Source organism: Streptomyces sp. NPDC036764 (assembly GCF_055609385.1).
On the sequence record NZ_JBVJPT010000004.1, the window covers coordinates 74,031 to 89,816 of the forward strand.

Annotated in this window: 15 protein-coding genes; 7 read left to right on the forward strand and 8 right to left on the reverse strand. The window is 72.8% G+C overall.

Translation table 11 applies throughout. The features are described 5' to 3' along the window. Positions 1–3: 3 nt before the first annotated feature. Both ACZ69Q_RS18525 and ACZ69Q_RS18530 read right to left on the reverse strand, forming a co-directional pair. Positions 4–543 (reverse strand): tripartite tricarboxylate transporter TctB family protein, encoded by a 540-nt coding sequence (locus tag ACZ69Q_RS18525; protein WP_471042842.1) that lies wholly within the window; start codon positions 541–543, stop codon positions 4–6. Continuing rightward, complete coding sequence (locus ACZ69Q_RS18530) at positions 540–1,502, reverse strand: Bug family tripartite tricarboxylate transporter substrate binding protein (protein WP_471043703.1); 963 nt, start codon at positions 1,500–1,502, stop codon at positions 540–542. Before ACZ69Q_RS18530 ends, ACZ69Q_RS18525 begins: the two co-directional genes overlap by 4 nt. 145 nt (positions 1,503–1,647) lie before the next feature. Here ACZ69Q_RS18530 and ACZ69Q_RS18535 point away from each other — a divergent pair, with 145 nt between their 5' ends. Further along, complete coding sequence (locus ACZ69Q_RS18535) at positions 1,648–3,339, forward strand: sensor histidine kinase (RefSeq protein WP_471042844.1); 1,692 nt, start codon at positions 1,648–1,650, stop codon at positions 3,337–3,339. Further along, on the forward strand, positions 3,336–4,016 hold the full coding sequence (locus ACZ69Q_RS18540; protein ID WP_471042846.1) for a response regulator: 681 nt from the start codon (positions 3,336–3,338) through the stop codon (positions 4,014–4,016). Before ACZ69Q_RS18535 ends, ACZ69Q_RS18540 begins: the two co-directional genes overlap by 4 nt. A 34-nt stretch (positions 4,017–4,050) precedes the next feature. Here ACZ69Q_RS18540 and ACZ69Q_RS18545 read toward each other — a convergent pair whose 3' ends face one another. Next, entirely contained in the window at positions 4,051–4,320 is a 270-nt protein-coding gene (locus ACZ69Q_RS18545; RefSeq protein ID WP_471042848.1) for a DUF1876 domain-containing protein, read from the reverse strand. A 139-nt stretch (positions 4,321–4,459) separates the two neighbouring features. Here ACZ69Q_RS18545 and ACZ69Q_RS18550 point away from each other — a divergent pair, with 139 nt between their 5' ends. From ACZ69Q_RS18550 to ACZ69Q_RS18565, 4 genes are all read left to right on the forward strand, one after another. Continuing rightward, positions 4,460–5,356, forward strand: a complete 897-nt coding sequence (locus tag ACZ69Q_RS18550; protein ID WP_471042849.1) for a DUF6424 family protein — start codon at positions 4,460–4,462, stop codon at positions 5,354–5,356. Between the two features lie 301 nt (positions 5,357–5,657). After that, positions 5,658–6,335 (forward strand): response regulator transcription factor, encoded by a 678-nt coding sequence (locus ACZ69Q_RS18555; RefSeq protein ID WP_471042851.1) that lies wholly within the window; start codon positions 5,658–5,660, stop codon positions 6,333–6,335. A gap of 18 nt (positions 6,336–6,353) precedes the next feature. Next, positions 6,354–7,592 carry a sensor histidine kinase gene (locus ACZ69Q_RS18560; protein WP_471042853.1) on the forward strand — a complete coding sequence of 413 codons (1,239 nt, stop codon included), beginning with the start codon at positions 6,354–6,356 and terminating at the stop codon, positions 7,590–7,592. 269 nt (positions 7,593–7,861) lie between these two features. Next, positions 7,862–9,217 (forward strand): hypothetical protein, encoded by a 1,356-nt coding sequence (locus ACZ69Q_RS18565; protein ID WP_471042854.1) that lies wholly within the window; start codon positions 7,862–7,864, stop codon positions 9,215–9,217. A 31-nt stretch (positions 9,218–9,248) separates the two neighbouring features. Here ACZ69Q_RS18565 and mreB read toward each other — a convergent pair whose 3' ends face one another. From mreB to ACZ69Q_RS18590, 5 genes are all read right to left on the reverse strand, one after another. Next, positions 9,249–10,283, reverse strand: a complete 1,035-nt coding sequence (gene mreB / locus ACZ69Q_RS18570) for a rod shape-determining protein MreB (protein ID WP_471042856.1) — start codon at positions 10,281–10,283, stop codon at positions 9,249–9,251. 236 nt (positions 10,284–10,519) lie between these two features. After that, positions 10,520–11,884, reverse strand: a complete 1,365-nt coding sequence (locus ACZ69Q_RS18575) for a carboxyl transferase domain-containing protein (protein WP_471042858.1) — start codon at positions 11,882–11,884, stop codon at positions 10,520–10,522. Continuing rightward, complete coding sequence (locus ACZ69Q_RS18580) at positions 11,881–13,323, reverse strand: acyl-CoA synthetase (RefSeq protein WP_471042859.1); 1,443 nt, start codon at positions 13,321–13,323, stop codon at positions 11,881–11,883. Before ACZ69Q_RS18580 ends, ACZ69Q_RS18575 begins: the two co-directional genes overlap by 4 nt. Before the next feature lie 52 nt (positions 13,324–13,375). Continuing rightward, the gene (locus tag ACZ69Q_RS18585; RefSeq protein ID WP_471042862.1) at positions 13,376–13,534 is read right to left on the reverse strand and encodes a hypothetical protein; all 159 of its coding nucleotides are present in this window, start codon (positions 13,532–13,534) and stop codon (positions 13,376–13,378) included. Continuing rightward, the gene (locus tag ACZ69Q_RS18590) at positions 13,531–14,820 is read right to left on the reverse strand and encodes an SLC13 family permease (RefSeq protein ID WP_471042863.1); all 1,290 of its coding nucleotides are present in this window, start codon (positions 14,818–14,820) and stop codon (positions 13,531–13,533) included. Before ACZ69Q_RS18590 ends, ACZ69Q_RS18585 begins: the two co-directional genes overlap by 4 nt. Positions 14,821–15,036: 216 nt before the next feature. Between ACZ69Q_RS18590 and ACZ69Q_RS18595 the strand changes: the two genes are divergently transcribed. After that, positions 15,037–15,744 carry a FadR/GntR family transcriptional regulator gene (locus ACZ69Q_RS18595; RefSeq protein WP_471042865.1) on the forward strand — a complete coding sequence of 236 codons (708 nt, stop codon included), beginning with the start codon at positions 15,037–15,039 and terminating at the stop codon, positions 15,742–15,744. The last annotated feature ends 42 nt before the right edge of the window (positions 15,745–15,786 follow it).

Genomic DNA, 15,786 nt, shown 5'->3' on the forward strand with positions numbered 1-15,786 from the left:
GCCTCACAGGATTCCTTGCAGCACGCCGGCGGGGAGGTTCACGCCGAGGCCGATCGCGAAGGCGTAGAAGGTCGTCAGGGAGAGCGTCGCGGCGATCAGCAGATTGCGGACGTAGTGCCGGTTGCCGAGCGCGAACGCCGTGCCCCAGAACAGCAGGCCGCCGCTGATCACCCAGCCGAGCCGCTCGATGAGCAGCGCGTTCGCCACGAACACCGCGACCAGCAGCGCCACCGTGCGCCAGTCGGCGCCGCCCGACAGGTCGACGTCCTCGCCGGCCTCCGGCTCACCGTGGCCGCCCCGGGCCACGTCGACGGCGTACAGCACCGCGAGCACCACCAGCAGCGTGCCCAGGATCAGCGGGACCGCGCGCGGGCCGACCGGGTCGGTGCCGCTGGTGATGTGCGCGATGCCGAGGGCGTCCACGATCACGGCGGTGCCCAGCAGGGCGAGGAACGCGCACATGCCGTACTGCGCGCGGTCCCCGCCCTCCCGGGGCGGAGGGGAGTCCTCCACGGTCCGTTCGTCCTTCACCTGGGAGCTCATGCCAGCCCGAGCTCGGCCAGCAGGTCGGCGACCGCCTTGTCCTGCTCGGTCAGGAAGGTGCCGAACTCGTCGCCGGTGGCGAAGGCGTCGACCCAGCCGTTCTTCTCGAGCTGCGCCTGCCACTCCTTCGAGTCGTGCATCGTCGTCATCGAGTCGACCCAGCTCTTCTTCTGCTCCTCGCTGATGCCCGGAGGGGCCACGATGCCGCGCCAGTTGGTGAAGACCAGGTCGATGCCGGAGTCCTTCAGCGTGGGGGCGTCCTTCAGCGCGTCGATCGGCTTCTCGCTGGTGACCGCGAGGACGCGGACCTGGCCGGCCTCGATCTGGTCGAGGAACTCGCTGTAACCGCTGGCGCCGAAGGCGAGTTTGTTGCCGAGGATGGCCGGCAGCAGCTCGCCGCCGCCGTCGTAGGAGACGTAGTTGACGTCCTTCGGCTTGATGCCGACGGCCTTCGCGAGCTGCATCGGCAGCAGGTGGTCGGGGCCGCCCGGCGACGAACCGCCGCCCACCGCGAGCTTCTTGGGGTTCTTCTTCCAGGCGGTGACGAGGTCGTCCATCGTCTTGTACGGGGAGTCCTTCGGCACGACGATCGCGCCGGCCTCCTCGATCAGCTTGGCGATCGGCGTGGTGTCGGTCAGCGTCGCCTCCGACTTGGAGGTGTACGAGGCTCCGACGACACCGAGGCCCATCTGCATGGCCATCTTGCCGTTGCCCTTCTCGTTCACCAGGCGCTGCAGGCCCACGGTGCCGCTGGCGCCGGGCAGGTTGAAGACCTGCACGCCGGAGGCGACCTCGGTGTCCTGCATGACCTGGGAGACGGTGCGCGCGGTGAGGTCGTAACCGCTGCCCGGGGTGTTGGGCACCATGAGGCGCAGGCCCGTCAGGGGCTTGCCGGAGCCGCTTCCGCTTCCGGCCTCCTCCTTGTCGGCGGTGGCGCCACAGGCGCTGACCGCGATCATCGAAACGGTGGCAAGAGCTCCGACAAGTGCGGCTCGTCGACTTCTCATGGCTCATCTCTTTCGCTCGGCTCGATCCGGCGCCATGATTGTGCGGTTCCTGAGACACCCCGTCTCGGTTGTGTGACCATTGAAGGTTGAGTTCATAGTGGTCATAACGTCACGGTCACCGTCGCGGAAGCAGCGCCGTCAGACGCTCGCAGGCGAGCTGCTGGTGTGGCAGCTCGCCATTGTCGTGATCGTGCTGGCGGCCGTCGCGGCGGTGTCGCTGGCGCAGTCGAAGGCCACGTTCGACCGGGTCGAGGGGCGCCGGGTGACCGCGCTCGCCGAGGAGATGGCCGGCAACCCCCTGGTGCGTACGCAGCTCGTGCGGCCCGCCCCCGCGGAGATGCTCGCCCCGCTCCTGCAGTCCACGCTGACCAGGTCCGGCGTCACCTCCGCCATGGTCGCCGACACCGACGGCGAGATCGTCGCCGCCACCGACCCGACCCTGGTCGGGACGCGGATGCCGGTCGAGGGACCGCAGGTCGCCGAGGCCGTCGGCTGGTCCGGGGAGCTGCCGGTGGACGGCGTCACCCAGCTCGTGGCGCAGGCACCGGTGCTCGGGGCGGAGGAGGAGAACGCCGGGGACCACCTCGGCACGGTCATGATCGGGCGGACCTCCCCGTCCGTGTGGCAGCGGCTGGTGGGCGCCTCGTCCTACCTGCTGGTCTACCTCGGCGTCGCCAGCGTCCTCGGGGTGGCCGGCTCCTGGCTGCTGGCCCGGCGGATCAAACGGCAGACCTTCGGCATGGAGCCGCGCGAGATCGCCGGGCTCGCCGAGCACCGGGAGGCGATGCTGTTCGGGATCGCCGAGGGCGTGGTGGCCCTCGACCCGCATCAGCGCCTCACGCTCGTCAACGCCGTCGGCCGCGGGCTGCTGGACCTGCCGGAGAACTGCGTCGGGATGAGCCTGTCGGACCTGGGAATCGAGGGGCGGCTGTACGACGTCCTGGCCGGGACCGCGCGCGAGGGCGAGCCCGGCGATCTCGCGCGGCGGGACGAGGTCGTCATACGCCGGGGCCGCGTCCTGGTGATGAACCGGATGGACGTCACCAAGGACGGCCGCCGCCTCGGCTCGGTGACGACCCTGCGCGACCGCACCGAACTCGCTCAACTGGAGCGGGAGTTGGGCTCCTTCCGCAGCACCGCCGAGCTGCTGCGCGCCCAGGCCCACGAGTTCTCCAACCAACTGCACACCATCTCCGGGCTCATCCAGATCGGCGAGCACGACGAGGTCGTCCGCTACGTCCGCGCCCTGCGCAAGCACCGCGAGTCGCTCGACGTCAGCATCGGCAGCCGGGTCGGCGACCGGGCCGTCGCCGCGCTGCTCATGGCCAAGTCGGCGCTGGCCGCGGAACGCAAGGTGCGGCTGAAGGTCTCCGAGCGCACCTCCCTGGACAGGCTGGAGCCGACCGACTCCGCGGACGTGGCGACCGTGCTCGGCAACCTCGTGGACAACGCGGTCGACGCGGCCGCGAGCGGCTCCCGGCCCAGGGACGGCGACCCCGGCGCGTGGGTGGAGGTGGAACTGCGCCAGGACGCCTCCAGCGTGGAGATCGTCGTACGGGACTCGGGGCCGGGGGTGGCGCCCGAGCTCGCACAGGAGGTGTTCCTGCACGGGTTCACCACCAAGGCCGCGCAGGGCGGCGACCGCGGCATCGGCCTGGCGCTGACCCGGCTGGTGTGCAAACGCCGGGGCGGTGAGGTGTCGGTGGCCAACACGCAGGCGGGCGCCATGTTCACCGCCCGGATGTCCGTCGGCCGACCGGCCGACCGAGCGACGGAGGCAGTCCGATGATCGACGTCCTGATCGTGGAGGACGACTTCATGGTGGCGCGCATCCACCGCGGATTCGTCAACGACGTCGACGGGTTCCGGGTGATCGGCACCGCGAACTGCGGCGAGCAGGCGCTCACCGCGGTCGGCGAGCTGCAACCGGACCTGGTGCTGCTCGACCTCTACCTGCCCGACATGTTCGGCCTGGAGATCATTCCCCGGCTGCGCACCGCCGGGCACGACTGCGACGTCATGGTGATCAGCGCGGCGCGCGAGTCCGAGGCGGTCCGCGGCGCCGTACGCCAGGGCGTCGTCGACTATCTGCTGAAGCCCTTCGACGCGGAGGATCTGCGCACGCGCCTGGAGCAGTACGCGGCCCGGCGCAGCAACCTCTACGCGGCGGTGGTCAGCGGCCAGTCCGACGTGGACCGGGCGCTGGCCCGCGGCGCTGCGCCCGCCACCACGCCGGCCGCCCTGCCCAAGGGCATGAGCGTGGAGACCGCCGAACTGATCGAACGCGAGCTGCGGGCGGCCGTCGGCAGCCTCTCCGCCGCCGAGTGCGCGGCCCGGTCGGGGGTGTCCCGGGTCAGCGCCCGGCGGTACCTGGAGCACTTCAGCGTCACCGGGCGGGCCGAGGTGTCCCTGAGATACGGGCAGGCGGGGCGGCCGGAGCGGCGCTATAGCTGGGCGGCGGACTAGCGGGCCGGCGTTCGCGCCCGGTCACCCGCGCCGCTCACCGGTCGACGGGTCCGGTGAGCTGGACGATGTCGTCGGACGCGACGTCGTGCAGCCTGATCGCCAGGTCCTCCAGGGCACGGCAGGCGGCGAGTTCGTCGCCGATCTCGGGGACGGGCCGGTCGATCGGGTTGCGGCGGGCCACACCCCGGCCGGTGACGGCGAGCATGTCGTCGGGCGTGTCGTCAGTGGTCAGCACGGCTTCGGCACGGGTGTCGTCGCCGTCCTCGGTGATGTGGATCCGGACGGTCCACTCCTTGTCCTCCATCGAGATCACTTCCTCACGGGGGTGGGAGAGCGGCCCCACTGACGAGCGTGCGCCTGTTCGCGGGCCGGGTCCAGCGCCGCGAGTCGACGCCGCCGGATCCCCGCCGGACGATGGAAGGAGAGCCGGAAGGAGGCCGGATATGACGGACGTCCTGACACGGCCGGCAGGCCGTAAGCAGTTCGAACTCGGCAAGAACCGCAAGGAGAGCCATCCCTGGGAGATACGCGTCGTCAAGCACCCGGAGCGCACCCAGTCCTCGCAGTTCCGCGCGGCGAAGACGACCGCGAAGATGATCCTCGCCGAGCTGGAGGCGGAGGACGCGGCCCTGCCGTACGGGCCGGGTCCCTGGGAGATGCACCACGGCGGCAGCCTCTGGGTGAAGGCCGAGGAGGGCAAAGGCGGCTGGCGGATGTACCGGGCCCGGGTCGGCATCGAGTGGAGCGCGCAGTTCTGCGCCGACCCCGCGAAGGTCGACCGGCTCCGGCGGGAGGCCGCCGAGCTGATCGCGGCCTTCCCGCTGACGGTGCCCGCCCTGGAAGAGCTGGGCTACAAGCGGGCCCGCGGCCTCCTGGAGACGCCGATCACGGATGCCGACGGCGTCGAGGCCTGGACCGACTCCCTCTTCAACTCGTGCGTGCCCGTCAGCACCCCCGACCACACGGGCGTCCTGCCCAAAGCGGCCGGCGAACACCACTACCCCTGGCCGATCAAGTCCGCGGACTACTTCCGGTACGACGACTTCCAACTGTGGGTGACCCTCCCCGACGGCACCAACGCCGGCGTCACCCCGGTCGGCCGGCGCGGCTCCGGCGACGGACACCTGCGCATCGTGCACGCCCGGCACGGCACCGCGGCCGGGGAAGCCGTCGCGGAGGCGCAGCGGCGCCACATGATGGCCGTCGTACCGCCGGACAGCCCGATCGCGCTCGCCGCGTTCGAGCAGCAGATCCCGCGCGGCGCCGGCACCGCGTCGGGGCCGCTGCACACCCGGCGGCGCGGTTCGGACGGCGGCGCAAAGGGTGGTACCCGGAGGTGAGCCAGGGGCGCCCTCCTCCCCCGGAAGTAGCCCGGCCCCCATCCGCTTATGCCACGGAGGCATGACAAGTGCCTCCGTGGGCACGATGTGCCGAAAGGTTGCGGAGAGAAGGCTGGTCGCAACGGACCCGAGATACGAGGAGGGCGCCATGAACCGCCAGACCCACGTTCGCGTTCGTGTCACCCGCCGGCCCGCCGCTCCCCGCGACACCAGGGGCGAGATCGACCGGCGCACGCCTTCGGGCCGGATCCTGCCGTACTGACACCGGGCCCAGGTGCCCTCGCGGACGTAGCGTGAGGGCATGCGGGTGCTGGTCATCGAGGACGAGGAGCGGTTCGCGGCGGGGCTCAGGGACGGCCTGGAGGCCGAGGGCTTCGCCGTCGACGTCGCACTCGACGGGGTGGACGGGCTGTGGCTGGCCCGGGAGCGCGGCTACGACGCGATCGTCCTCGACGTGATGCTGCCGAAGCTCAACGGCTACCGCGTCTGCCGGGCCCTGCGCGCCGAGCGCGACTGGACGCCGATCCTGATGCTCACCGCCAAGGAAGGCGAGTGGGACGAGATCGAGGGCCTCGACACCGGCGCCGACGACTATCTGACCAAACCGGTCTCCTACGCCGTACTCCTGGCCCGGCTGCGCGCGCTGCTGCGGCGCGACGCACGCCAGCGGCCCGCGGTGCTCGCCGCCGGTGATCTGCGGCTCGACCCGGCGTCCCGGACCGTCAGCCGGGGCGGCCGCGACATCGACGTCACCGCCCGGGAGTTCGCGGTGCTGGAGTTTTTGCTGCGGCGGGCCGGGGAGGCGGTGTCCAAGCGGACCATCCTCGACCATGTGTGGGGCGACGACTTCGAGGGCGACCCGAACATCGTCGAGGTGTACGTACGGCGGCTGCGCAACAAGGTCGACCGGCCCTTCGGGCGGCAGTCGCTGCTGACGTCGCGGGGGCACGGGTACCGGCTCGTGCCCGACGACGGGTGACGGGAGCTCTGACGCCCGATGACGAGCGAGCGGTACGAGCGCAAGCTGCGGGCGGTACGGGTCCGGGCCACGGCCGTCGCCGTGCTCGCCGTCGCTCTCGCCCTGATCGCGGCCGGTGTCGGGCTCGTCTTCGGACTGCGCACCGAGCTCAGCGACGACGTACGGGACGCGGCCCGGGCGCGCGCCTCGGAGGTGGCCCAGGTCATCGAGGCGGGACGCGGGGTGCCCGCACCGACCGTGTCCGCGCCCGACGAGGAGTTCCTCCAGGTCGTCGCGGCGGACGGCACCGTCGTCGCGGCGAGCGAGAACGTGGCGGGACGGCCCGCGCTGGCCCGACTGGACCCCGGCGGCAGCGCCACGGTCGACACCCCGCTCGACGACGACCCCTTCCTGGTCGTCGCGGTCGGTGCCCGGGAAGGGGACCGGGAGCTCGTCGTCCTCGACGGGCGGGACTCCTCCGGCGTCACCGACGCCACGGACACCGTCACCTGGCTGCTGCTCATCGGCCTGCCCGTCCTGCTGGTCCTCGCCGCCGCCGCCACCTGGGCCGGCGTCGGCCGCGCCCTGGGCCGCGTCGCCCGCGCCGAGGCCGCGCAGCGCCGCTTCGTCTCCGACGCCTCCCACGAACTGCGCTCACCCGTGGCCACCGTCCGCCAGCACGCCGAGGTCGCCCTCGCCCACCCCGAGCGTGCCGACACCGGGGCCCTGGCCGGAACGGTGCTCGAGGAGGCCGTCCGCATGCAGCGCCTCGTCGACGACCTGCTGCTGCTCGCCCGTGCCGACGAGAGCGCCCTGCTGCGAGGCGGACTGCGGCCGGTCGACCTCGACGACCTGGTCCTGGCGGAGGCGGCGCGGCTGCGCTCGGCGTCGCCCGGCATGCGGGTCGACGGCACGGCCGTGAGTGCGGGGCGGGTGAGCGGGGACGAGGAGGCGCTACGGCGGCTGGTGCGCAACCTCGGCGAGAACGCGGCGCGGCATGCCCGTGCGCGGGTGGCGTTCGGGCTTTCGGACGCGGGGGACGGGTGGGTGCGGCTGGTGGTCGAGGACGACGGGCCCGGTGTTCCGGCCGCCGAACGGGGGCGTGTCTTCGAGCGGTTCGTACGGCTGGACGAGTCGCGGGCGCGGGGGGCGGGCGGTGCGGGGTTGGGGCTGTCGATCGTCGCGGAGGTGGCGGTGGCGCACGGGGGGCGGGTCGAGGTGGGGGTGAGTGAGGGGTTGGGCGGGGCGCGGTTCGTGGTGACGATGCCGGCGGAGTGAGCGCGGTTCGCCCAGTGGCTCGGGTTCGGCGGTTGTGGGGCGGGTGCGGGTGGTTCGTGGTCGCTCGCGCAGTTCCCCGCGCCCCTGAGGGGCGTGCAGCGGGGGCACCTTCAGGGGCGCGGGGAACTGCGCGGCCGGCCCTCACACACCCGCAGCCGACCGGCTCAAGCCCTTTCTGACACGGCGTTCAGGGACGTTCAGGGTCTGTTCAGCGCCCCCGAGGCACTCTCGGACCGTCGGAGCGTCGGACCGGCACCGAGGAGGCCGTCATGAACAGCCACCGCAAGCTCCTGTGGCCGGAGGCCGTCGTGGGGGCCGTCGTGCTGATGGCCGGCGCCTGCGCAGGCGGATCGGGGAACGCGAGCGCCGGCGACTGCGTGCATGTCGTCGACGAGCAGACCGGCGAGACGGGCAAGGACTGCCTCCCGCTCGCCCCCGGGAGCGACCGCGTGGACCTCACCGACCCGACGTTCTCCCACCCGACCCGGATCACCAACCCCCTGCACCCGACCGCCGGGACCGACCAGGTCATCATGGGCGGCCAGGTCGACGGCCAGCCCTTCCGCACCGAGGTCAGCACGCTGCCCGGCACCAAGACCATCAACCTGGACGGCGACCAGGTCCAGGCCCTGACCTCGCAGTACGTGGCCTTCGAGGGCGGCCGGGTGCACGAAGTCGCCCTCGACTGGTACGCCCAGGCCGACGACGGTTCGGTCTGGTACCTCGGCGAGGACGTCTTCAACTACGAGGACGGCGTCGTCGCGGACACCGAGGGCACCTGGCAGGCGGGCCGCGACGGCGCGCCCGCGGCGATGATCATGCCGGCGCATCCGGAGCGGGGCGACGTCTACCGGCCGGAGAACCTGCCGGGCGTCGTCTTCGAGGAGGTCACGGTGAAGCAGACCGACCGGACCGTCGAGGGGCCCTACGGGGCGGTCGAGGGCGCGATCACCGTGCACGAACTGCACATGGACGGCTCGACCGAGGACAAGACCTTCGCCCCCGGCTACGGCGAGTTCTCCACCGGCAACGACGGCGGCGACCTCGAGGCGGTGTCGCTGGCCGCCCCGACGGACACTCAACAGGGCTCACTGCCAATGGAGTTGAGGACACTCGACCGTGCCGCACGGGCCGTGCAGGACGGCGAGGCGACCACCGCCGACGTGCGCGCGGCGCGCGACGCGTGGACGGCCTACCGCGACTTCGACGCCGTACCGAAGCTCCTGCAGACGCAGATGACACGCGACCTCGACTCGCTCGACAGGGCCGTGGCCGCGGGGGACGAGGAGGGGGCGCTCGCCGCGGCGCTGCGGGTGGCCCAGAACACGTCGGATCTGCGGCTGAGGTACGAGCCGGTGCGGACGGTGGACCTGGACCGGTTCGCCCTGTGGGCACGGCAGTTGGGGATCGACGCGAAAGCCGGGGACGAGGGCGCCGTCGCCGGCGACGTCACCGGTCTCGAACTCGTCTGGGAGCGGCTGAAGGACCAGACGCCCGAGGCCGGGGCGGCCGCGGTCACGGCCGACCTGAACGAAGCCCGCGCGGCGGCCGACCGCCAGGATCTGCAGCGGGCGGGCGAGCTGGCACCCGGTCTGGCGCAGCACTTGGCGCAGGCGACGCGCTGAGACCGGCCGTGTGACCGGGTGCGCCCGGGCTTCAGGAGGCCGGGTTCAGTTCCATCGGCTCGACCTTGCCCTCCAGCATGGTGCCCAGGCCCTGGACGGCGCAGATGTCGGGTCGCTCGGCGATGTGCACCGGCATGCGGGTGGCCTGACGGAGCATCTGGTCGAAGCCGGGCAGCAGGGCGCTGCCGCCGACCATCATGATGCCGCGGTCGGCGAGGTCGGCGACCAGGTCGGGCGGGCAGTCCCGCAGCACCTTGCCGATGCTGTCGAGGACGGCGGTGAGCGGCGTCTGGATGGCGTCCCGTACGGCGGCGGTGTCGACCTGGACGGACCGGGCGAGGCCGGTGCAGACGTCGCGGCCGTGGATCTCGGTGGAGGCGGGGCCGTGCGGGGTGAGACCGTTGCCGGACAGGGCGAGCTGCAGCGGCCGTACGTTCTGGCTGGGCAGCATCAGCTCGTGCTCGTGCCGCAGGTGCTGCACGATCGCGTGGTCCACGGCCTCGCCGCCGACCCGGACCCGCTCGGCGGTGACGATGTTGCCGAGGGAGAGCACGGCGACCTCGGTCGCGGCGGCTCCGCACACCATGATCATGCTGGCCTCGGGCTGCTCCACGGGCAGTCCGCAGCCCACGGCGGCGGCGATGAGGGTGTCGACGAGCTCCACGCGCCGCGCGCCGAGACCGACCAGGGTCTCGATCGCCGCCCGCTGGGCGAGCGGGTCGGCGTCGTGCGGTGTGCAGGCCGCCGCGCGCAGGAACGGCTTGCGGCGCAGGGCGCGGCGCATCTTGTCGCCGAGCAGGTGCCGCAGCATGCGCTGCGCCATCTCGATGTCGACGACGGTGCCGCCGGAGACGGGCCGTACGACGCGGATGTAGTCCGGGGTGCGGCCGGTCATCCGCTCCGCGAACTCGCCGACCGCGATCAGGGCGCCGGTCCGGGTGTTGACGGCGGCGGCCGAGGGCTGGTCGACGACGAGTCCGGAGCCCTTCACGAAGACGCGGGTCCTGGCCGCCCCCAGGTCGACGGCGAAGTGGCAGCGGCGTAGCTGCTCCAGAGTGGCGGTCATGGGGGGGTCCTCCCGGAAAACGCAGACCATGGGTCCGCCGGGTGGGTGGCGGGCCTCGCTCGGTGTGTGGGGATCGTGTTGTCCGGGCCCGCCGCGCGGCGGGCCTCCTTGACATCGATCGTGCGGCCGTCCTGCCGGGGGGCGCCTTTTGAAGGGGGCCGGGTGGGGTGCCGCTGAATGGGGGTTATCCGCCCCGCCCGCCGCGAGTCTCCTTGCCCGGGTGCCCTCGCCGCGGCTCAGCAGGAGTGATCGGCTTCGCCCGGGAGCATCCCGTCGCCGGCCCGGATCACGCCGAGCTCCGCCAGGTCCTGGGGACGGATGCGCAACTGGTCGGCGGTCGCCTCCACCTCCTGCGGCGCCCGCTTCAGGATCGCCGCCGCGAGCTCCGGCGCGATCACCGAGAAGTAGCTGTCCGGCGTGGCGAAGGTGTTGCCCGGTGCCGCGAGTGCCAGTGCGCCGCCCGAGCCGCCCTCGCCGATCAGCAGCGTCGTGATCGGTGTCCGCGCGGTCGCCACCGCCTCGAACAGGTCCGCGATGGCAGCGCCCACCCCCTGTCGCTCCGCCTCCGCGTCATTGGCGGCGCCCGGCGTGTCCACCAGGGTCAGCACGGGGATGCCGAGCCGGTCCGCGAGACGGATCAGGCGGGTGGCGGTGCGGTAGCCGGCGGGGCGGGTGGCCGTGCCGGTCTGCGCGGCGTAGGCGACCGTACGGCCGTCGTGCTCGCCGAAGCCGCACAGCATGCCGTCGGGGTCGGTGCCGCCGCAGCGGTCGCCGCTGATCGCGACGCGGTGGGTGAAGTAGGAGTCCAGGTAGGCGCCGGCACGGGGGCGCCCGGATGACCGGGCGCGCTGGACGGCGGCCCAGCCGGTGGCCGGCAGGGCCGTGGCGCCGAGGGGCACCGGTGGCGGGGCCGGGGCGGTGGAGGGCGCCGTCAGCAGCCGTAGCCACCGGCCCAACTCCCCGCGCAGCGCCGCGGGCCGCACCACCGCGTCCACCGCTCCCGCCGCCACCTGCGCCTGAGCCGTGTACGCCGCCGGGTCCGCGTCCGGCGGGCGGACCCGGGAGCCGGCGAAGCCGACCTGGGCACCGGGCAGGGCCAGGGTCACGTCGGCGCCGGCGCCGAGGGTGGCCCAGCCGCCGCCCGTCGTCGGGTCCCGGAGCACCGCGATCTGCGGCAGCCCGGCCTCCCGGGTGAGCGCCGACTGGCGGGCCACGCGCTGGAGTTGGGTGAGGGCGAGCATGCCCTCCTGCATCCGGCTGCCGCCCGTCGCCACGAGCGGCACGACGGGCAGGCGGCGGGCGCGGGCGTAGGTGTACGCCGCCTCCAGTCGGTCGCCGGTGCGTTCGCCCAGCGAGCCGCCCAGGAAGCCGAATTCGAAGACGATCAGGACCGCTCGCGTCCCCTCGATCGTGCCGGTGCCGCAGACCACCGACTCCTGCTCCCCGGTGCGTTCGACGGCACGGGCGCGTGAGGCGTCGTAGCCGTGCCAGGCGAGGGGGCCGTCCGGCGCCGACCGGCGTTCCGGGTGGGGGAGTTCGGCGAAGGAGGAGGCGTCGGTCATCAGGGCGACGACCTGCCGTGCCGCGAGCCGTTCCGTCATGAGGTCAGCGCCCGCTTCATGATCTTCCCCATGTCGTTGCGCGGGAGCGCGTCCAGGTGGTGGACCTTGCGGGGCCGTTTGTGCGGGGCCAGCCGGGCGGCGACGTGGTCCGCCAACTCGGCGAGCGTGGGCGGCGACTGGGGGTCGGCCGGGACGACCCACGCCACGATCCGCTCGCCCAGGTCCGGGTCCGGCTCCCCGGTCACCGCCGCCTCCCGCACCCCCGGGTGCTCCAGGAGCGCGTTCTCGATCTCGCCCGCCCCGATCTTGTAGCCCCCGCTCTTGATCAGGTCGGTGGCCTTGCGGCCGACGATCCGGACGTACCCGTCGGCCTCCCGCACCGCCATGTCGCCGGTGCGGAACCAGCCGTCGGCGGTGAACGCCTCCGCCGTCGCGTCGGGGCGGTTGAGGTATTCGGTGAACAGGTTCGGGCCGCGCACCTGGATCTCGCCCACCGTCTCGCCGTCGTACGACGTGATCGGCGCCCCGTCCTCCTCCACCAGTCGCAGCTCCACGCCCGGCAGCGGCACGCCGACGGTGCCCGCCCTGGCCTCGCCGTCCGCGCGGACGCTGGTGTTCATCAGCGTCTCGGTCATGCCGTACCGCTCGACGACCCGCTGCCCGGTCGCGGCCGTGATCCGCTCGTGGTCGTGGACGGGGAGCGCCGCCGAACCCGAGACGAGCAGCCGGGCCTTGCCCAGTGCCTGCGCCAGGCCCGGGTCCTCGGGGAGGGCCTGGGCGACGCGGTGGTACATCGTCGGCACGCCGAACATCATGGTCGCGCCCTCGTGCAGCTCACGGGCCACGCCCTCCGTGCTGAACCGGCCCAGATGGCGTACCGATCCGCCGCGGCGGAGCGGGCCGAGGATGCCGAGGACGAGGCCGTGCACATGGAACAGGGGCAGGCCGTGGACCAGTACGTCCTCGCCGGTCCACTGCCAGGCGTCGGCGAGCGCGTCCAGGGTGTGGGTGACGGCCCGGCGGGGGATGACGGCGCCCTTCGGCGGGCCGGTGGTGCCGGAGGTGTAGACGACCAGGGCGGGGTCCTCGCCGGACGCGTGCGGGTCCGGGAGCGGGGCGGCGCCGCGCACATCCACGTCGATGCACGCCAAGTCGCCCAGAGAGGCGGGGAGTTCGTCCCCGGCCGCGGCCAGCACCACCGTCGGCGCGCAGTCGGACAGGATGTGCCCGAGCTCCTTCTCCCCGGACTTCGGGTTGAGTGGCACCGCGGCGACACCGGCCTCCAGCGCCGCCACCACCGCCACGGCGGTCTCCAGCGCCGGGGTCGCCCAGACGGCCACTCTGCCCGCCCCGCCGATCCGCGCCGCGAGGGCACCGGCGGCGGCGCCGAGTTCGCCGTACGTCAGGGTCCGGTCGCCGAAGCTCAGGGCGACCCGCCCTGCCGGACCGGCCGTCAGGGCCGGGAAGAGAGAGGACACGCGTCTTACTCCTTAGCTGTTCAACGGACACCGAGTGCTGTCGTCCACCGGCCTACCCCCAGCCCGGCACGACCATCACCAGCCACACCACCGCGGGCACCACGGCCACCACGATCCCTCCGTACACCATCAACTGCCGGAAGAAACGCTCACGGTCGACATCGGGTGCCGCGGCCAGCACCAGCGCGCCGTTCGTCGAGAAGGGGCTCACGTCCACGACCGTCGCCGACACCGCGAGCGCCGCCACCATGCCGACGGCCCCGATCTCGCCCTGCGCCAGGAACGGCACGGCGAGCGGGATGAGCGCGCCCATGATGCCGACGGACGAGGCAACGCGGAGACGATCGCGCCGATGTAACAGAGCAGTACGGCGGCCAGCAGCGGTACGCCGATGCCGCCGACGCCCTCGCCGGCCCAGGTGATGGTGCCCATCTCGTCCAGTACGCCGACGTACGTCAGCACACCGCAGATCAGCAGCACCGTCGGCCAGGCGATCTCGCCGACGGCCTTGCGGCTGTCCTCCGGCCAGACGGCGCTCAGGACGACGGCGAGGGTGATCGCGCTCAGGCCCGCGTCCAGGTCGAACACGAGGACGGCGATGACGAGGGCGACCAGGGAGAGGAGGGTCGCGATTCGGGGTGGGGTGAGGGGGAGAGGAGAGGTGGGGGCGGGGGCCGTTTCGCGGGTGGCGGTCGCGGTGGTGGTGGGGGAGGAGTGAGTGCCGGGATCTGTCGTGGTCCCTGTGCCGGTCGGTTGTGGCTGGTCGCGCCCGCGCGGCGGTAGCCGCAAATCGATGGCAGCCCCGCGCCCCTCAGCGGCGTTTCCCGCGCCCTTGGTGAGTGACTCCTGGCCCTCAGGGGCCTCTCCCGCGCCCTTGGAGAGTGAGTCCTGTCGCCACAGCCGCAGACCCCCGCATACGACGAACACCACACCTGCGATGACGACGTTGACGATCAGGGACGCCAGGAACAGCGTGACCTCGTTGCCCGGCAGCTTCTCGCGCTCGACGATGCCATTGACGATCGAGCCGTAGATGCTGATCGGCGAGAAGCCGCCGCCCTGCGCGCCGTGCACGACCATCGCGCCCATCAGCAGCGGGCTGATCCCGTAACGCGCGGCGAAGCTCAGCGCGATCGGCGCGACGATCGCCACAGCGGCGGGGCTCACGGCTCCGATCGCGGTGAGCGCGCCGGTCAGGGCGAACATCACCCAGGGGATGAGCGCCACCCGGCCGCGCACGAGCCGGACGGAGGCGTGCACCAGCCAGTCGGTGGTGCCGTTGGAGCGGGCGATGGCGAAGAGGTACGTGACGCCGACGAGGACGACGAACAGGTCGCCGGGGAAGCCGGCGAAGATGCCGTCCGCGTCGAGGTCGGCGACCAGCGTGCCGACCGCGAAGGCGGCGGCGAAGGCCAGCGCGCCCATGTTGATCGAGCGGGTCGTCGCGATGACGAACACCACGGCGAGGACGAGGATCGAGATGAGTTCGGGGGACATACGGGCTCCCGTCTTTGGGTCCCGGAACGGTTGCGGGCTGCACACCCGGCGGATTGGCAAAGTGGCTGAGCCAATTTGGGTGATGGCTGGACAGCGTGGGCGGGCGCGCCCCGAACGTCAAGGGACCGCGCAAGAATTGGCTCAGCCACTTGCCCACTTGATCCGCCCGGGGGCCCGCCAACCCGGTGTTACGCTCCGGACGAGAAGGGGGAAACCGTGACCGACGCCCTGCGCCCCATGACCAGACAGCGCCTCTACGAGCAGGTGCTCGACCGGCTGCGCGCCTACGTCGCTGAGGGCGGTCTCGGCGCCGGTGACCGCCTGCCGACCGAACGCGATCTGGCCCAGCGGCTGGGCGTCAGCCGGGCCTCCGTGAAGCAGGCGATCGTCGTCCTGGAGGTGCAGGGCCTGGTCGAGGTGCGGCACGGGGGCGGCATGTACCTCGTCCGGGACAGCCTCGACGTGGAGCCCGTGGAGCGGATGGTCGAGCGCCGCCGGCGCCTTCCGGACGTCCTGGAGGCCCGCGAGGCGCTGGAGACGAAACTCGCCGAACTGGCCGCCGAGCGCCGCACGGAGGAGGACCTCGCGGCGATGCGGTCGGCGCTCGCGCACATGGCGAAGGAGATCGAGGACGACGGCCACGGCGTGGAGGGCGACCGCCTCTTCCACGCCGCCGTCACCGCCGCAGCGCACAGCAGCATCCTCGCGGAGTTCATGCGCTCCATCGCCGGCCAGATCGCCGAGAGCCGCACCGAGTCCCTGCGCCAGCCGCACCGGCCCGCCCGCTCCCTCGCCCAGCACCAGGCCATCCTCGACGCCGTCGCCGCCGGCCTGCCGACCCGCGCGGCCGCCGCCATGCGCCGTCACGTCCGTACGGTGGCGAAGGTGCGGCTGCTGGACTGGGAGCCGGACGGAGAAAGCTGACCGCGGGTTCCATCCTGCGCCGACCTCTCACAGCCGGGTCCG

Bases quoted from the DNA above. Each gene is read 5' to 3' on its own strand.
- ACZ69Q_RS18525 (WP_471042842.1), bottom strand. From the start codon at position 543: ATGAGCTCCCAGGTGAAGGACGAACGGACCGTGGAGGACTCCCCTCCG.
- ACZ69Q_RS18530 (WP_471043703.1), bottom strand. From the start codon at position 1,502: ATGATCGCGGTCAGCGCCTGTGGCGCCACCGCCGACAAGGAGGAGGCC.
- ACZ69Q_RS18540 (WP_471042846.1), top strand. From the start codon at position 3,336: ATGATCGACGTCCTGATCGTGGAGGACGACTTCATGGTGGCGCGCATC.
- ACZ69Q_RS18545 (WP_471042848.1), bottom strand. From the start codon at position 4,320: ATGGAGGACAAGGAGTGGACCGTCCGGATCCACATCACCGAGGACGGC.
- ACZ69Q_RS18550 (WP_471042849.1), top strand. From the start codon at position 4,460: ATGACGGACGTCCTGACACGGCCGGCAGGCCGTAAGCAGTTCGAACTC.
- ACZ69Q_RS18555 (WP_471042851.1), top strand. From the start codon at position 5,658: ATGCGGGTGCTGGTCATCGAGGACGAGGAGCGGTTCGCGGCGGGGCTC.
- ACZ69Q_RS18560 (WP_471042853.1), top strand. From the start codon at position 6,354: ATGACGAGCGAGCGGTACGAGCGCAAGCTGCGGGCGGTACGGGTCCGG.
- ACZ69Q_RS18565 (WP_471042854.1), top strand. From the start codon at position 7,862: ATGAACAGCCACCGCAAGCTCCTGTGGCCGGAGGCCGTCGTGGGGGCC.
- mreB (WP_471042856.1), bottom strand. From the start codon at position 10,283: ATGACCGCCACTCTGGAGCAGCTACGCCGCTGCCACTTCGCCGTCGAC.
- ACZ69Q_RS18575 (WP_471042858.1), bottom strand. From the start codon at position 11,884: ATGACGGAACGGCTCGCGGCACGGCAGGTCGTCGCCCTGATGACCGAC.
- ACZ69Q_RS18590 (WP_471042863.1), bottom strand. From the start codon at position 14,820: ATGTCCCCCGAACTCATCTCGATCCTCGTCCTCGCCGTGGTGTTCGTC.